The 17429-nt window shown below is 45.2% G+C and carries 13 protein-coding genes and 1 tRNA gene; 5 read left to right on the top strand and 9 right to left on the bottom strand.

Going from position 1 to position 17429, the window contains the following annotated elements; translation table 11 throughout:
- Window positions 1-55: 55 nt before the first annotated feature.
- From DBY97_RS04480 to pip, 7 genes are all read right to left on the bottom strand, one after another.
- Window positions 56-1276: a DUF3800 domain-containing protein gene (locus DBY97_RS04480; protein WP_107857588.1), complete on the bottom strand. Its 1221-nt coding sequence runs from the start codon at window positions 1274-1276 to the stop codon at window positions 56-58.
- A 48-nt stretch (window positions 1277-1324) separates the two neighbouring features.
- Window positions 1325-1975: a CRISPR-associated protein Cas4 gene (cas4, locus tag DBY97_RS04475; protein WP_107857587.1), complete on the bottom strand. Its 651-nt coding sequence runs from the start codon at window positions 1973-1975 to the stop codon at window positions 1325-1327.
- A 21-nt stretch (window positions 1976-1996) separates the two neighbouring features.
- A complete protein-coding gene (gene cas7c / locus DBY97_RS04470; RefSeq protein WP_107857586.1) occupies window positions 1997-2905 on the bottom strand; it encodes a type I-C CRISPR-associated protein Cas7/Csd2 in 909 nt (302 codons plus the stop codon).
- Window positions 2906-2928: 23 nt separating this feature from the next.
- Window positions 2929-4968, bottom strand: coding sequence for a type I-C CRISPR-associated protein Cas8c/Csd1 (gene cas8c, locus DBY97_RS04465; RefSeq protein ID WP_107857585.1), 2040 nt, complete (start codon window positions 4966-4968; stop codon window positions 2929-2931).
- Window positions 4965-5714 (bottom strand): type I-C CRISPR-associated protein Cas5c, encoded by a 750-nt coding sequence (gene cas5c, locus DBY97_RS04460; protein WP_107857584.1) that lies wholly within the window; start codon window positions 5712-5714, stop codon window positions 4965-4967. The genes cas8c and cas5c overlap by 4 nt, the downstream gene beginning before the upstream one ends.
- A 13-nt stretch (window positions 5715-5727) precedes the next feature.
- Window positions 5728-8328, bottom strand: a complete 2601-nt coding sequence (locus DBY97_RS04455; protein WP_107857583.1) for a CRISPR-associated helicase/endonuclease Cas3 — start codon at window positions 8326-8328, stop codon at window positions 5728-5730.
- A 153-nt stretch (window positions 8329-8481) separates the two neighbouring features.
- Window positions 8482-9411 (bottom strand): prolyl aminopeptidase, encoded by a 930-nt coding sequence (gene pip, locus DBY97_RS04450; protein WP_107857582.1) that lies wholly within the window; start codon window positions 9409-9411, stop codon window positions 8482-8484.
- Between the two features lie 125 nt (window positions 9412-9536).
- Between pip and yciA the strand changes: the two genes are divergently transcribed.
- Together yciA and DBY97_RS04440 are read left to right on the top strand one after the other, a co-directional pair.
- The gene (gene yciA, locus DBY97_RS04445) at window positions 9537-9971 is read left to right on the top strand and encodes an acyl-CoA thioester hydrolase YciA (RefSeq protein WP_107857581.1); all 435 of its coding nucleotides are present in this window, start codon (window positions 9537-9539) and stop codon (window positions 9969-9971) included.
- A 244-nt stretch (window positions 9972-10215) separates the two neighbouring features.
- Entirely contained in the window at window positions 10216-11007 is a 792-nt protein-coding gene (locus DBY97_RS04440) for a formate/nitrite transporter family protein (RefSeq protein ID WP_107857580.1), read from the top strand.
- 154 nt (window positions 11008-11161) lie between these two features.
- Here the strand turns inward: DBY97_RS04440 and DBY97_RS04435 are convergent.
- A tRNA-Pro gene (locus DBY97_RS04435) sits at window positions 11162-11238 on the bottom strand.
- 154 nt (window positions 11239-11392) lie between these two features.
- The gene (locus DBY97_RS04430; RefSeq protein WP_107857579.1) at window positions 11393-12916 is read right to left on the bottom strand and encodes a fumarate hydratase; all 1524 of its coding nucleotides are present in this window, start codon (window positions 12914-12916) and stop codon (window positions 11393-11395) included.
- Window positions 12917-13769: 853 nt separating this feature from the next.
- Here DBY97_RS04430 and DBY97_RS04425 point away from each other — a divergent pair.
- Genes DBY97_RS04425 through DBY97_RS04415 form a run of 3 tightly spaced genes read left to right on the top strand, consistent with a single transcriptional unit; the run spans window position 13770 to window position 17286 of the window.
- Entirely contained in the window at window positions 13770-14408 is a 639-nt protein-coding gene (locus DBY97_RS04425; RefSeq protein WP_070826843.1) for a 4Fe-4S dicluster domain-containing protein, read from the top strand.
- On the top strand, window positions 14408-16036 hold the full coding sequence (locus DBY97_RS04420) for an FAD-binding protein (RefSeq protein ID WP_070826841.1): 1629 nt from the start codon (window positions 14408-14410) through the stop codon (window positions 16034-16036). The genes DBY97_RS04425 and DBY97_RS04420 overlap by 1 nt, the downstream gene beginning before the upstream one ends.
- Complete coding sequence (locus tag DBY97_RS04415; protein WP_107857578.1) at window positions 16033-17286, top strand: complex I 51 kDa subunit family protein; 1254 nt, start codon at window positions 16033-16035, stop codon at window positions 17284-17286. The genes DBY97_RS04420 and DBY97_RS04415 overlap by 4 nt, the downstream gene beginning before the upstream one ends.
- Window positions 17287-17429 lie beyond the last annotated feature (143 nt).

Here is a 17429-nt window from a genome sequence, read left to right as displayed (position 1 = left end):
CCTTAGGGTTTGAACGCAGTTTGGAGACGTTTAACAGAGGTGGGCTACCTGAAAATTATCTGTAGGTTAGGTTAAGCATTTCATTTTTCATATGCTGAAAAACTAAATATTTAATATATTCATTTTCCATGTTTTTTGCTTTATCACTAATTTCAATACTTCGCGTATATCCCTTGTTTAGTTTTACAAAACCAGAAATTCCAATCATATAATTAATGGTTGATAAGTTCTTGTTATATTCTATATTTTCAAATATTTCATGATAGATATCATCCATATCTTCATTTTTAAATCTTTTTTGCATATATCTCATTGTAAATCCAGAAAGAATATCTGCAATTTGAATTCCCACATTATTCTTTGAATCGGTATCGAAAGTAATATTAATTGGTTTTTTAATATTAAAATTTGTAAACTTATATCCTGTTTCTCCTACATTCAACATCTTTTGAACATTGTAAGATAACATATCATCAAAATGAACCTGCTGGTCATGTATGAAATTAATATCTTCAAGATTACCATTAAAATAGTTAACTCTAGCTACAAGGTTGGTAAGTGATGAAATTTGTGGTAATAAATAAGTTAACTGCCCTTTTTTATTTTCATCTGGAATAGGAATAAACTTTCTTACTGCATTATCTAAACCTTCTTTCTCTTTAATATCAAAATAATCTTCTATAGATATACTAACATCATTTACAATGCCTTGAAAAATATCTTTTACGTATAAATCTTTTTCTTCTTCAACTTTTGTAGAAAAGAATTCTTTCAGGGTATTAAACGATTTTAATAGAGATTCTTCATTAATATTTTTACATGCTTCAAAGAAGCATTGATACTCAGACTCACCTATATTTCTGATGAGAGTATCCATATATATTTCGCGTAATATTTGCCACTCTCCATTCAACTCTTTTTCTCTTGGTATAAAATATGGAGGAATTACCTGATGAATAACCATTGAATTGCATATATAATATTTTTTGTCGGTTATTTCTATAAAATAGTCAATATTATTATCTTTGATAAAATCTACAATTTCTAAAATTACTTTTGGTTTTTTATCAAATAAGTTTGAAGATTTTATTTCACCACTTTGAATTTTATATTTTTTCTTTAACTCAGGAATAAATTCATTTTCTAGTTTAGAATATACATCTTCAGGTATTTTCACAGCTGAAAGTGTGAAAATATTCTGATTTGAAAATGTTAAATCAATTTTTCTCTGAACAAGATCCCCACTATTACCTGATTCATCAATATAGATTTTCATACTTACTCCTACTAAACAGTTATTTTCACTTTTTAATAACCACAGAATTCACTCCCCAAACAACCCCTCCACATACCCCACACTCCTATCCCGTTTTCCCAGCAACTCCGGCTGGCAAATCTCCACTAGCGAGCAGGCTTTGCAGCGTTTGCCGTAGGCGGGCGGCGAGGTTTGTCCGCTGTTTAGAAGGTCGCGCACGGCTGAGATGGTGGCGAGTGTTTGGGCGCGCAGGTCGTCTGAAAACACGACGGGGACGCGGTGGCGGGTTTGCATATACCACAGCGCGCCCTCAGAGACGGTTTGCCCCGTCATTTCTTCCAAGCACAAGCCTTGGGCGCAAAGCTGGATTTCGTCCATCGGGTCAGGTTTGGGCTTGCCGCGTTTGTATTCCACAGGTTTCAGACGGCCTGTTTTCGTTTCTACTTCTACCAAATCCAGCACGCCACTGATGCCCAGTTTCTCCGCCGACACATGCACCGTCCGCTCAAAGCGCACACCCTTGCGCGTTTCCGGCTCGCCCGAATCCACCCGTTCATGCAGCGCCTTGCCCTGCGCGGTCAAATAGTTCTCCGCCCACGTCTGCTCGTTATGAATCAACGCGCATTGGCGCGGACAGAAGGCGTAGTGTTGCAAAGCGGAAAGGGGAATCAGGCGCGTGTCCTGATTTTCCCCTTGGCTTTCGGTTAAAAGTGCGGTCATCTTTTTGAACGTTTTTAGAAGTTAAAAACCATCAAGGATTTCGGGTTTCAATGACGCTCCATTTCCCGTAACAGTAAGTTTTTCTTCGGTTATGTCCCCAATCAGTCCATCAATGGATTTATTTTTTATTTTTTCTTCAATAATTTCTTTTAACTTACCATGCACTTTGGCAGAAGAGTATTGTCCTGCTTTGCTGTTGTGTTCCCACCAGATAAGTTTCAACACCTGCATGCTGCCTTCGGGACGGGCGGACGATGCGTCACCCTCAAAGAGTTTGGTGAGTACGGCTTTGATTTTTTCGGAATCGTCGTCTGAAAAACCGGTGCGCTCGGCAAGCTGTGGCGACATGGCACCAAAGGCAACGTAAATACCTTTATCTATACGGTATTTCATACCCATTCTTGCTTTTTTTCCTTCAGTATTATCACTATCAACACTTTTCACAATTTGATTATCAATGATGCGTATTGGTTGAACACTAAAAGCAGATTGAATAGTAACCGGCCCTCGAATAGGAATAGAGACACCATCTTCATTCTGACCTTTCCCAAACGCAAATACCTGCCCAAAGGTTCGCACATCAAACCATTTTGCACATGCTGCACTTTTCGTTTGATCCTTTTTCTTACTCTTATCTTTATCACCTTTTTTAAATTCAAAGGCACTCTTACCTAAACCAAACTCTTCTGATTCAGCACGATTTTTTAAGCTCGCCATACCGTCAGTTTTCTTTTCATCTGATTGTACGAAAATAACTTCCCCATTTTCTTGCAAGCGATCACGAATTTTTCTCTTCAGACAAACATCTGTTATCTCACCGATATTAAAAAAATCAGCACGTGGGCGGTTGCCGTTTAAAGGATCTCCGTTGGGATTGGCATTTTGTACACCGATAATTAAGGCGAAATCGATTTTTTTGGTTAAGCTCATGTTGCTTTCCTTTCAATGTTAGGTTATTCAGCGGTTTCGGTTTTCTTTTGCTTGGCCTTGGCAGCTTTTCGCTCGGCAATTTGGTGATCGATTTCCATTTTTTGGCAATGATATCCAAGCAGAAATTCACCGCTTAATTTATCATCGCACATAAAGTCATCGTTTTCGAATAGATCCATAATTTCTCCAATAGCTTGTTTATAAAAATCTTTTCCCAAACTGGTCAAATAGTTTTTATATGGCACAAGTTTGACACTTTCAATATTTAGCCATGTGCTATAAGGGCGCTGTGCAAATTGTTGAAAATAGCGCTCTGCATTGGTTGCTCGAGTAGGTGCTTTTTTGCCATTTTGCAAATATAAGGCATACCACTCCAAACTTTCTGCTTGTGCAAGCAAGCGCCCATATAAATAGTCGCGCGACTGATTTGTTTTTTCTAAGCTCATAAAGTAAGTTTTCCTTTCTGATAAATCTAAATCGTGATGACGGACATACCAACCTTTGTATAAAGCGCAGGCAACGCCGATATTTCGTTGCCACTCCCAATATTCGCTGCCGTTGGGATTGCAAGCAGTCTGAAAACTTTTTTGCACCAAATCATAAGGAATCGGCACATTTTTTCCGCCGGCAATTACGGGAAGCAAACGGGCGTAGAGTTGTTTTTTGGCTTTCTTACTCTTATCCTCCAATTCAGATTTGCTAAGAATCGTATCTGCAATACGCTCTATAGATGGGGCTACAAATAACCAAGGTTTACCTTCTTTAGGCTTATAACGTTGATACCAAGAAAAGTCGTCTATCCAGGCATCTAGGTTGGCAAAATAATCTTTAGGTAAGCACTCTTGATAGTAAGTTAATGCAGCACGCCCTTTCCCTGGACTTGTTCCATCTAAAATAAGTAAGGATATCTGATCATTGTCTTGCAATTTTGCTCTATATCCGTTTAACCTTTTCTTCATGATCTTTGCCGCATCAAAACCAAAATCAGCAGCTTCATTAATATTATCCTCGGCAAATAATGCAGTATAAATATCTGTTTCAGCCCGATACGGTAAAGACAAGACTTTATCCTCATCAGCATTCGCAAATCTAGTTGCCCATACGACAGTTACTTGGTTATCATTGCGGATACCTTGACGTTCGATTAACCAGCGTAATGCAGCATGCGCCTTATGTGAAACTTCGGCAGATATGGCAACTGCTTGATTAGCCTCTTCAAAACGACCTAAATAAGTAAAACCTGTTTTGTCATTAGAAGAAATCAGTTTTGCTTTATCACCTGAATAAGTTAACTTAGCAGGGTGGCTCTCGCGGATTTTCTGTTCTTTACCAGTTACTGAACAAAATCGACTGATCAGAGTATCTTGATAATATTTGCTCCAACTTTGTTGAACCTCTTTATCTTTCCAAGTTTCAGAAACCAAATCATGTGTTTGCACCGACCAAATAACTAAAGCTTTGCGAATTTCGGGATTTTGTCCCAACACATCCAATAATTTAGGTTTATCTTGTATATCGCCGTCTTTCTTACTCCAAGATTCCAAAAGTTTTCCACCGCTGTCTATCGGTACCACTTTTGCTTTAATTAAATCCGCTAAAATCGTTCCTTTGTGTACATATCTCTGTATAGCAAGAACTTTAGGACTACTTGTATAAGTACACCACCTATCCAGTTGTTCAGAATAGAGATTAAAAATAAGATCTTCCTTTTTCTCTTTAACTATTTTCTTTTTGCCGTTTTTCCCTTCTACTTCCCGCACTATTTCTGCGGTATAGGTAAGCGCTAAATCCTTAGCGATATATTGCAAACTATCTGCTAAAGCATGTGGAGCCAAGCCGCTTGTACGCCCTTCAGAATCTTCCGTTACAGGCAGCATCACTATTGTTTTGTCTGGCAATACTTCGGCGGAAATAAAATTACCATCAGCACTCAAAACAATTTTGATATGTGCGGTTTGCGGACTATGCCATAGTGGCGCAAGAGTTTCTTTATCTAAGTCTAATAAATCAGCACTTTTTTCAACTTCGTTATATGTCTGATACAATTTCTGCATCCAGCTCATAATTCCAGCTCCTTGGCTTCGTCTTCCACAGGCTTGACGTTTTCGCCGCGCTTGAACGGTTTTTCAGGCTGCATTTCGCGGATAAAGCGGGTTTTCAGACGGCATGCATCATCGTTTACATTTGGGAATTCAATCACGCCATGCTGCATATTGGCCTGCCAAAAACGGCTGACCAATTCGGGCTTTCCAGTTTCTTCAGGATAGCCGAAGCTGTGGAACATCAGACCGAAATCCAAGTTGCCGTATCCATCGTAAAAGCCTGCTTTGCCGTCCCGGCTTGGGCTGTCAAACTCGCACGGCTCAACATAACCTTGACAATCGCGCGTACCGAGAAAAATATCCTGTCTTCCGCCGCGCTCCAGCATCCGTTTCGCGATCGCCATATGTTTGCCGAGATTGCGGTCGTCTTTGAGTTCTTGCCAGTATTCGTTCCAAGTAAAATGTGCTTGTACTTGGTATTCCACATCTTGCAGAAAGGTGTAAATCGCAAGCGTATGATCGATACCTTTTGGTGATTCCCATTGCCTTGGTTTGATGGATTTACTTTGCGTACGAATCGGCTTCATGACACGGATCTTGTCGATGTGCCAAATCAATGTGGGTTTCCAGTAAATGCTTTTTAAAATCCCTTTAAGTGCTTCGTAAGTCGGCACTTGGTAGCTGAACTTTTCGCCGCCGATTTTGGTTACGGGATCGGTAAACAACGCCTGCCGTCCCCATACGCGGAAAGTGATTGTGCTGTTCATATTGCTCCTTCGTCTAAAAATTGTATGTAGGCATGATGCCGGTTTTATCCACCGACAAGCCGTATTCATCGGTGTAATGCTCGTTTTTTAAATAATAAATGCCCAAACCTGCCTGTACCTCTTGCAAGGCTTGATTTTCTTGCAGTTGTTTCCACACATTCGGAAATACATTCACACTGTAGCGCTGAGCTTTGGCCAGCGTGCGGTACATTTCTTTCGGGTTCCATTCGCCGCAAAGCGAAGCAATCAAATCCCTGCCTTCGCCATACGGCACAATCACGGCGCGGGTCGGCGCGTCAATGGCTTGGAAAGCCCGTCCCGCACTTTTGAATGACTGCATTAATAAAGGATAAAAATTATTTTCTCTTAAAATATTATTTTTTAACATACCGCTTTTTTTATCTGATGCACCTTTATTGCGACAATTATCACTTAATAAATTCAATAAATGATCTTCCCCCTTTGTTCCTATTTGATAAACCATTTCATCGCTGCGCTGGTAAAAATAATATTCAAAATATCGCTTCATCGCTTCTGGCTGCAAAATATCCTGCCCGGCAAAATCGCGAAACACGCGTTCGGCATGGGTTTTGCCTGCCTGAATATCGGGCAATATCCGCGTAAAATCCTGCTCCTGCAAATTCAGCACCCACACCTGCCCTTTGCCTTCTTTCTCGCCGTGCCGGTTGCAACGCCCCGCTGCTTGGGCAATGCTGTCCAGCCCACCCAAGGCGCGAATCACGCAAGCCATGGAAATATCCACACCGGCTTCAATCAGCTGGGTGCTGATGCAGATAACGGGTTGTTTGTTTTTCAGACGAGCTTTGATAGTGTCAAAAATTGCTTTGCGGTGCGCCGCGCATTGGTTGGTGCTGAGATGGAATAAGGCTTCGGATGGCACGTTTTGCCCCTTGCAATACTGATAAAGCTCTTGCGCCCATTTTTTTGTATTGACAATAAACAGGCAGCTTTGGGTCGTCTGAAACTGTTCCAGCAAAAATGTGCCTGCTTCTTCTACATTCCAGCCGCCTGCTTTTTCGTTGAATCGGATTTCCACGCGCGATAACTTTTTATAAAGCTCTTCTCTTTGCTCATCAGTTCCCATGATTTCGGCATGTGCAGGCTGCTTTAACAAACCGCGCGCGGCAATGCTTTTCCTTTTCCCTTCAGGGAAATTCTGCAAGCCCGATTCACCGAGCAAAGGCTGCGTCGCCGTACACAAAACCGCCGTGCTTTTGCCGAATGTCGTCAGCCAGTTCAATACGTTGCAAAACAAATGCACGCATTTCACGGGCAGTGTTTGGATTTCGTCAAAAATCAGCACCGCATTGGTCATCGGGTGGATATGCCGCGCGCCACGCGTACCGCTGCCGAACCATGTGTCCAAAAACTGCACCATGGTGGTAAACACAATGGGCTTATCCCAGTTTTCGGACAGCAGTTTGTCCTGCCAACTTTGCTTTTCGGGTTCTAAATTGGAGTGGTGTTCGAGCACCCACTTCTCACATTCTGAACATTCTCTACATGAATGAAATTCACCATTGTCATCTTCTTTCAAATCTAAACAATAAATTTTACGAACTTCTTCCGCGTTTTGATCAATGATGGAAGTATAGGGAATGATGTAGATGATGCGGTCGAGATTGTGCTTTTGCGCATGATGCAGAGCGTAGCGCAGACTGGCCAATGTTTTGCCGCCACCGGTCGGTACTGTGAGTGTATAAATGCCTTGAGAATCTGATGCTCTTTTTAGACAGTCGTCTGAAATTTTGCGGCGGATTTCGTCAATAGGTTTGATTTCTTCGGCAGGACGATTTTCAAAACCTGCTAATTTGGCTTCCAGTTTATCGATTGCCGTTTGCCAATCAGGTTTTTCGGTCAAGCGGCGGACTTCTTTTTGAGCTTCCCTCTCAAAATCCGAGCTGTTGATGCGGTCGGCATCAATCAGACAACTAAACAGAAAGCGGGTCAGGCAGCCTAGATAAAACTCTTTGATTTTGTCATTGACCGTTGAGTCAGAAAGAATCGGCTCCACTGCATTCCGTAGGCTGCGAATCAGGTTTTCTCCTGCCAATTCATGTGCTTTTTGCTGAACGACTTCATCGGCATTTCGTTCGCATTCCGCCAAATGCGTCAGTTCATCAGTTTTATTAAACCGCTCAATCCATTTCGGATTACCTTCTCTATCCAAACAGTCAATCAAGCCTTCGCCGTGGTGTGAGGCAATACACAAACCTAATATCTGTCCACACAGTTCACCGATGCCCTTATCTTTAATTTCATCTCCATGGTTATTAGATTTATCAGATTTTCTCAATTCGCGGTAAACCCATTGTGCACCGGCGGTGGAATGATCCACTTTACTGCCGTTCGGCGTACTTTCTTCATCATCCAAGTCAGGATTGAACAAACCCGTTTCATCGTGGATATATTTTTGGAATTTGCGGGAGTATTTACCGAAATCATGCATGAGTCCGAGCAGCTCGCCCACTGGTTCTAAATTTAGTTTTCGAGCAAATATTTTTGCAAGTTCTGACGTTTCTACTAAATGGGTTTGAACAGATTGAGGACACTTATCAGTTTGACGAACATGTGCAATAAAAGTAAATTTCATGGCATACAATACTATTACTGTAACTTACCACCAATCATATACTCGCAAATATTCAACTGCAATATAATTTCTTAAATATATTTAAATTACATTTATCCTAACTAAAAAATGCCGTCTGAAACTTTTTCAGACGGCATTGTCATTTATTAACCTTTATAACTTGCTTCTAATATCCTCCACTGCTTTTACCAAAGCCTCAGAAAGCGAAGGGTCAAAAGAAGAGTGGCCTGCTTGGACGATTCTCAATTCTGCTTCTGGGAAGGCTTGCGACAGCTCCCACGCGCTTTGCATCGGGGTGCATAGGTCGTAGCGGCCTTGGACGATGATGGTTGGGATATGGCGAATTTTGTCGATGTTTGCCAAGATGGCTTTATCACCCTGCAGCCAGCCTTCGTTCACGAAATAATGGTTTTCCATTCTTGCGATGGCAAGGGAGGCTTGCGGGTCTTCATCCACGTCTTTTGGTTCAAACTGAATAAGGTAGCTTTCCCAATCTGCCCATGATTTGGCTGCTTTGAGGCGCGTGGCTTCATCTTCGCTGAACAGCATTTCATGGTAGGCTTTAATTAGGGCGTGGCGTTTGTTTTCAGCTACGGGAGCAATGAATTTTTGCCATTGAGCCGGATAAATTTGGCTGACGCCGCCTGCTTCATTCAGCCATGCCATTTCAGACGGCCTGCACAGGAAAATACCGCGCAAAACTAAGCCGCTGACGCGATCGGGATGGGTTTCGGCATAAGTCAGCGACAAGGTGCTGCCCCATGAGCCGCCGAAAACCAGCCATTTTTGAATGCCGAGCATTTCGCGTACTTTTTCAATATCGGCAACCAAATCCCATGTGGTGTTGTCTTCGATACAGGCATAGGGTTTGGAACGTCCGCAGCCGCGTTGGTCGATGATGACGATGCGGAAATGTTCTGGATTGAAAAAGCCTCGGCAGGCCGGTGATGCGCCTGCTCCGGGGCCGCCATGCAGGAAAATCACGGGATGACCATCCGGATTGCCTGATTCCTCCCAGTAGATTTCGTGAATGTCGGATACGCGTAAAAGGCCGCTATTTCGTGGTTCTTGAATCGGATGCATGAGCTTTCTCCTTTGTCTGATGAATATATTTAATTGTAACACTTTACCTGCTGATTTTTCAGACGGCCTACATAGGTTTAGCGCCACAAATGGCGTAAAATAGCACTTTTTTGACAGGATTATTTATGGCTGACAACAAACAAACACATGCTGCACCTGAAGGACAACTTTTATTGCGTACGGTAGCCATGCCGCGCGATACCAACCCTAATCAGGATATCTTCGGCGGCTGGATTATGTCACAAATGGATCTGGGCGGCGGTATTTTGGCGGCAGAAATCGCGCAGGGACGAATTGTAACCGTGGCTGTTCAAGAAATGAATTTCATCAGACCGGTAAAAGTCGGCAACGTCGTGTGCTGCTACGGTCATTGCGTCCGCGTAGGCAATACTTCTTTGCAACTGAAAATCGAAGTATGGGTGAAGACTTTGATGAACGACATGGTAACGGAAGACCGCCAACTGGTCACCGAAGCCGTGTTCACCTACGTTGCCATCGATGCACAAGGCAATCCGCGCCCTATTCCTCGCGAAGGCAATGCAAAGCTGGCATATTTGTAAGTTTAAAATTCAAAACCAGGCCGTCTGAAACCTCAACGTTCAGACGGCTTTTTTAATACAGAGATAAAATGTAATAATATTTCTTTTGAGCTAAAGCAAGGCGAAGTATCTGTTTTTTAGGTTTAATTCAGGCTGATTGATAAAACAAAGACCGTACACCGGCTTCCTATAACACTGCCCTACCGCGACAGTTTGCGCCACTTTTGAAACGGCGTTTCCTCCTCAACCTACTTTAAGGAACATCATGGCTTCGCGCGATTTATACCCACAGGAAATTTTACAGGTTGTTCTCGACAAAAGCTGCGCCAAAGCACAATCCAGCATCCCTACACTGGTAATCTTGAGCGTTTTAGCCGGCGGATACATTGGTTTCGGTTATCTTGCCTATTTAAAAGTAGTCAGCGGCATTCCGCACGAATGGGGCGGTGTTGCCACTTTACTCGGCGCAGCCGTGTTCCCTATCGCCTTGATTTGTATCCTACTTGGCGGCGGCGAACTGGTAACCAGCAACATGATGATCATGTCTTTAGGAAGATTGGCCGGACGGATTTCCTCCAAAATGCTACTGCGCAACTGGGTTATCGTCTGCATGGGCAATTTGGTGGGCACGCTGGCAATGGCTTTTTTCCTCGGATACTATGTCGGTATGATTGAAGGCAGCGTGGCAGAAAAAACCATTGTCGTGGCGGAAGCAAAAGTCCATATGGATTTCGGCCGCGCTTTCGTATCGGCAGTAGCATGTAACTGGATGGTCTGCATGGGCGCGTGGTTGCACTTTGCCGCTAAAAACACAACCGGACGGATGCTGGCCATTTGGTTCCCCGTCATGATTTTCGTATTAAACGGCTTCCAACACCTTGTCGCCAATATGTTCGTTATCCCAGCGGGTATTTTGGCAGGCGCAAACATCACATGGGGGCAATTTTTCTTCAACATGATTCCCGTATTCTTGGGCAATGTCGTCGGTGGCGCATCCTTTGTCGGCGCATCTTATCTTTATACTTATAGAGATACGCTAAAAGATAGTGCCGAATAGCCCTGCTTTAGAAACAACAAAACCTGCTTTGAGAAAGCAGGTTTTGTTTCAGACGGCATTGGTATTAAGTTTTAAAATCTATTTGGACACATTATTCAGATAAATCATCCAAACGAAAAAAGAGCCGTTTTTAAAACGGCTCTTTCCAATTTTTTGGTCGGAGTGAAAGGATTCGAACCTTCGACCCCTTGCACCCCATGCAAGTGCGCTACCAGACTGCGCCACACTCCGACTCGATAAGCTGTGAATTTTAGTTTCAAACGCTGATTTTGACAAGTGCTTTTTAGAAAAGGAAATTTACTCGTTTGAAAACATTTAAATTATTTGTAAGCAAAAAAAGGCCGTCTGAAATCGTTCAGACGGCCTTTGATTATTCAGTCAAATATCAAGCTTCAACCGGAATAATACCGATTTTGGCCTGCCATTGTTTTGGTGCAATGGCGTGAACCGATTCGCCGTTGCTATCCACCGCAACGGTCACAGGCATGTCTTTGACTTCAAATTCATAAATCGCTTCCATACCCAATTCTGGGAACGCCAAGACTTTAGATGCTTTAATGGCTTTGGCAACCAGATATGCCGCGCCGCCGACAGCCATCAGGTAAACAGCTTTGTTATCGGCAATGGCTTGGCAAGTTGCTGCGCCGCGTTCGGATTTACCGATCATACCCAAGAGGCCGGTTTGTTCCAGCATTTGGCGGGTAAATTTATCCATACGGGTGGAGGTGGTCGGACCTGCCGGACCAACAACTTCGTCGCGGACTGGATCAACCGGGCCGACGTAGTAAATCAGTTTGTTGGTGAAATCCACCGGCAACTCTTCGCCTTTATTGAGCATGTCAACCAGACGTTTGTGTGCGGCATCGCGGCCGGTCAGGATTTTACCGTTCAACAACAACACGTCGCCGGTTTTCCATGTAGCCACTTCTTCTTTGGTCAGATTATTGACATCGACACGTTTGCCGTTGTCAGGGCTGTAAGTCAAATCCGGCCAGTCTTCCAAAGACGGGGCTTCCAGTTTGGCCGGGCCTGAGCCGTCCAATTCAAATTCGATGTGGCGGGTAGCTGCGCAGTTTGGAATCATGGCAATCGGTTTGGAAGCCGCGTGGGTTGGGTAGTCAAGGATTTTGACATCCAGCACGGTGCTCAAACCGCCCAAACCTTGTGCGCCGATACCCAAGGCATTTACTTTTTTGTAGAGTTCCAAGCGCAGGGCTTCGGTTGTAGATAATTCTGCACCTGAATCGGCTTTTTCTTTGAGTTCCTGAATATCGATATGGCTCATCAGGCTTTCTTTGGCCATCAACACTGCTTTTTCAGGCGTACCGCCGATGCCGATACCCAAGATGCCCGGAGGACACCAGCCTGCACCCATTTGAGGAACGGTTTTCAATACCCAATCAACGATATTGTCTGAAGGGTTGAGCATGGCAACTTTGGTTTTGTTTTCAGAACCGCCACCTTTGGCTGCGCAAGTGACTTCGACTTTGTTGCCTTTTACGATTTCCATGTGTACAACGGCAGGCGTGTTGTCTTTGGTATTTTGACGCTTACCAGCCGGATCGGCCAAGACGGAGGCGCGCAGTTTGTTGTCAGGATAGGTGTACGCACGGCGTACGCCTTCGTTAACCATTTCCTGTACGCTCATCTCGGCATCCCACTGTACATCCATGCCCACTTTCAAGAATACGGTTGCAATACCGGTATCCTGACAAATCGGACGATGGCCTTCGGCACACATACGGCTATTGACCAAAATCTGCGCCATCGCATCTTTGGCGGCAGGGTTTTCTTCTTTTTGATAAGCCTTATACAAAGCCTGGATGTAGTCTTTAGGATGGTAGTAGCTGATGAATTGGAAAGCATCGAAAATACTTTGGATAAAGTCTTCTTGCTTGATGACGGTCATGATTGTGTTCCTTTTCGGCGTCATGGTAGGGAGGATTTGTTTATTTCTTAAGAGACCGATTTTTTCAGACGGCCTTCAATAGTGTAATAGTGCTTTCAAATGAATGACCCAGACAATATCATTTTCATACCTTATTGATTTAAATAAAATTTAATATCGCATTAAATCACTTGGTTATTGATAATCTATATCTACTGACCATTCACTTACATAGAAATAAAATTACATTATTTTTAAATGATATTCTAATTGCAAGGCCGTCTGAAATATTTGCCTTAAGCATCTGAGAAAGAAATTTAGTAGCCTGTATTTAAAAGGGAATAACCTAAATTTCAGACGGCCTTTCTTATTTTCCAATACAATACATAATTGTAAAATCTGTGTCATTTTCTCCCTCAATCCTCTTGACTGATATCAAACTTGTTTGATTTTATGAAATTTTATAACAGTCTTTTCACTTGCTCACATACCCAAATATTATTCAATATATACAACAATCTATGCAAAATTGTCTAACATATAATAATGATTTTTACTAGTAAATATACAAATATTTTAAAATTTATAATAAAAAAGTAATTTTATTTTACCTTTTAAATCAAATATAAATGATGAAATTAGCCTAAATAATAAGCAAATTTTGTTTACAATCTTTCCTCTATGAAACCTTAGATTGCTCCTATCTTCAAAACCACTAAATTCTGATACACTTCGACTTATAAAGATAAATATTGATTTTAAAAGAATTTCTGAGTAAATCACTTGGATATTTCCACGCACACAATAGATGTAATAAAAATACAATTAATCAAATTACCCACTATTTCAACTTCCAATTTCACAGGAACAAACCATGAGTGAAAATTTGTTAACCCTGACCATAGACGGCCACGAAGTCAAAGCTTCCGTTGATTCGTCAATCATCCAAGCCTATGCACGTTCAGGCAATGCGATTACTGCCAATGTCGGCTGTATGGGTCAAGGCGTATGCGGTTCCTGCCGCTGTATGATTCGTAAAGAAGGTGAGCGTGAAGTCACCACCGCACTGGCATGCGAGACCAAAGTCGAAGAAGGTATGCAGGTCAGCTTCTTGGATTACTTTATTCCAGAGCACATCCAATATTACGACGTCGGCGAGATTGGTGACGGTTGGAACTGGTTGGACGATACCGCCAAAGCTTTCCCTGAAGCACAAAACTGCCGTCATTGCGGCGGCTGCAATCGCGCCTGTCCTAAAGGTTTGCAAGTGGAAAACGGCGTAGCGCAGGTAGTTTCCGGCGATTTCGGCGCGGCTGCGCTGACCTTCGACCAATGTGTGATGTGCAACCTCTGCACCCTCTCCTGCCCCGAACACATCCGTCCGAACCACTTGGGCTTGTTCGCCCGCCGTATGAAAGCGGCGCGTACGTTGCGCCCTGTAGATTTGATGCGCCGCCTGCGCGAAATCGACAGCGGCAAAATGAAAGTCGAATTTGAAGAGGAGTCAGTGTAATGGTTAACAAAATCCAAGGCATAGACTACGAAACCGCCCTTGCCAACCTGCGCTCTTCCTCATTGGAACTGCGTGGCGATTTACCTGAAAAAAACGAATTACTAAGCCAATTTCACCCTGACTATCAGGCAAATGCGCGTGTGAAACTGCCTATCGGTCCAAACCAAGGCGATTACTGCCATCCTGATTTGGCCAAACTCTTAATCAGTCAGCCTCTGATTGACGACTATAATTTATCAGGCGCAGAACACTTGAACACTGACGTATTGGTAATTGGCGGCGGCGGTGCAGGTGCGGCGGCGGCATTGTCTGCGACTGAAGCCGGCGCACGCGTCATCATGGCGAACAAACTGCGTATCGGCGACAGCAATACCGTGATGGCCGAAGGCGGCATTCAAGCAGCAGTCGGCGCAGAAGACAGCCTGCAACAACACTTTGACGACACCATCAAAGGCGGCCACAACGTCGGCAAAAAAGAATTGGTGGCGCAAATGGTTACCGATGCGCCGTCCGCCATTCGTTGGCTGATTGGCTTGGGCATGACTTTTGACTTGGCTAAAGGTGCAGACAACAACGGAATGTTAAGCCGCAAGCGTGCAGGTGGTACGACCGTGCCGCGCATCCTGAGCTACCGCGACTTCACAGGCCTCGAAATGATGCGCGTGCTGCGCGAGGCGGTCGAACTCGACGAAAACATCACTCAGCTCAACCGCCACCCCGCCATCGAATTATTATCAGACGAACACGGCCGCTGCGTCGGCGCGATTTTGTACGATTTGGAAAAACGCTCTTTGGTATTGGTTCACGCCAAAGCCGTGGTCTTGGCAACCGGCGGCAGCGGACGGCTGCATTTGCAAGGTTTCGCCACATCCAACCACTATGGCGCGACTGCAGACGGCCTGGTGATGGCTTACCGCATCGGCGCGAAACTGCGCGATGTCGACTCTTTCCAATACCACCCGACCGGCGTCGCCCATCCGCCGCACTTGGCAGGCGCGCTGATTTCCGAAGCCGTCCGCTCTGCAGGTACCAAACTGGTCAACGGTTTGGGCGAGCGTTTCGTTGACGAATTGCAGCCGCGCGACGTCGTTGCCGCCGCGATTCTGCGCGAATGCCGCGAAGGCCGCGGCGTGGTGCGCGACGGTCAAGTCGGCGTATTCCTCGATACCCCGCGCCTGATTGCCAACGACCCCGATGTATTGAACCGTTTGGTAACACTCGGCCACGTCGCCCACAAATGCGGTATTGATCCTGCCGTTGAGCCGGTCATGATTCATCCGACCCTGCACTATCAAAACGGCGGTATCGAAATCAACGGTGACGGCGCGACCTGCGTCGAAGGCCTCTATTGCGCCGGCGAAGTAACCGGCGGCATTCACGGCCGCAACCGTCTGATGGGCAATGCGCTTTTGGACATCATCAGCTTCGGCCGCCGTGCCGGTAAAGCCGCGGCAAATTGCGGCCTGCCGCTGAAAAAAGTACGCGGCGGTGTCGGACACGTCCACGATCTGCAACGCGAAATGACCCGCGCCGGTCTGACCAGCGACATCAAAGCCCCCGTTTTATATCCCGACTACGGCAAATTCGATTTGCGCGAACACGCCGGTTTGCAGGAGCAACAATCATGAATCAAGCCAATCAAAACTTACTGCATCCTTCCCGCCAAGTCGGCGCGGATTTAGCCGCGTGGCGCAAAGTCGGCGGCGGCGAAGGCCTGCTGGCTGCGCTTGCCGATCCTCAAAGCATTGTTTCCAAACTGCAAGATGCCAATCTTTGCGGTATGGGCGGTGCAGGTTTCCCGACTTGGCGCAAATGGGAGGCCGCCGTTGCCGCCCAAAGCAAAAATGGCGACAAATACGTTGTCTGCAATGCCAACGAAGACGAACCGGGTACATTTAAAGACCGTGTACTGCTGGCAAATACACCGCACCAAGTCATCGAAGGAGTTCTGATTGCCGCCGTTGCCTGTCGTGCCAACAAAGCGATTCTGTACGTCAACCCTCATCAAACCGAATCCATCACTTCCATCACACCGGCCATCGAGCAATGGAAAAACAGCGATTTGTTTATCCGCATCGAAAACTACTTGGGCAAACCTTTGGACCTGAAATTGATCGAAACTTCAGGCCGCTACATCGGCGGCGAAGAAACCGCCGTGATTTCATGGCTGGAAGGCGGTTTCCCCTTCCCCCGCCGCAAGCCGCCTTTCCCAGCCGAAAGCGGTGTCAACGGTGAGCCGACCCTTATCAACAACACCGAAACTTTCGCCAATATTCCGCAAATCCTTGCCAAAGGCGCGGAATGGTACAAATCTTTGGGTTTGGGCGATGCGGCCGGTACAAAACTCTACTCGCTCTCCGGCGACGTATTGAATCCAGGCCTGTACGAACTGCCGATGGGCACAACCCTGCAATCACTGATTTACGATCACGGCGGCGGTATGCTCGAAGGCCGTACGTTTAAAGCCGTATTTACCGGCGGCCCGTCAAACACGCTTTTGACCGTAAAAGATTTGGATGTGCCTTTGGACTTCGTTTCCGTACGCGAACGCAAATCCAGCCTCGGTACCGGCGCGATGATTGTGATTTCCGAAGGCACCAGCGTGGTGCGTAAAGTGGCCGAGTATGTGGAATTTTTTGCTTCCAACTCATGCGGTCAATGCCCGCCGTGTAAAGGCGGCACATTCCAGCTTTCCCGCCTGCTCAACCGCGTGGACACCGGCATCGGCACTCCCGACGACCTGCGCGCCCTGCAAAGCCTGTGCCAACTGTTGCCACGAAGCGGCCGTTGCGGTTTGATTGACGGCGCGGTTACCGTGTTGCAAAGCTCGCTGCGTACCTTCCCCGAAGAGTACGGCCTGCCGCAAGAACAGGAGTAAAACGGCGTTGTTTTCAGACGGCCTGTTACTGTAAAGGCCGTCTGAAAAACGATACCCGACTCCCTTTCTCTTCTTTCCAAGATTGAAGAAAAACCCAATAAGAAAAATACCTTCCGAACCTACCAAAATACGTTCAGACAGGC

Origin of the sequence: Neisseria subflava (genome assembly GCF_003044645.1) — a bacterium.
In the GTDB taxonomy this organism is placed as follows: Bacteria; Pseudomonadota; Gammaproteobacteria; order Burkholderiales; family Neisseriaceae; genus Neisseria; species Neisseria subflava_B.
This window is presented reverse-complemented; position numbering and strand designations above follow the sequence as displayed.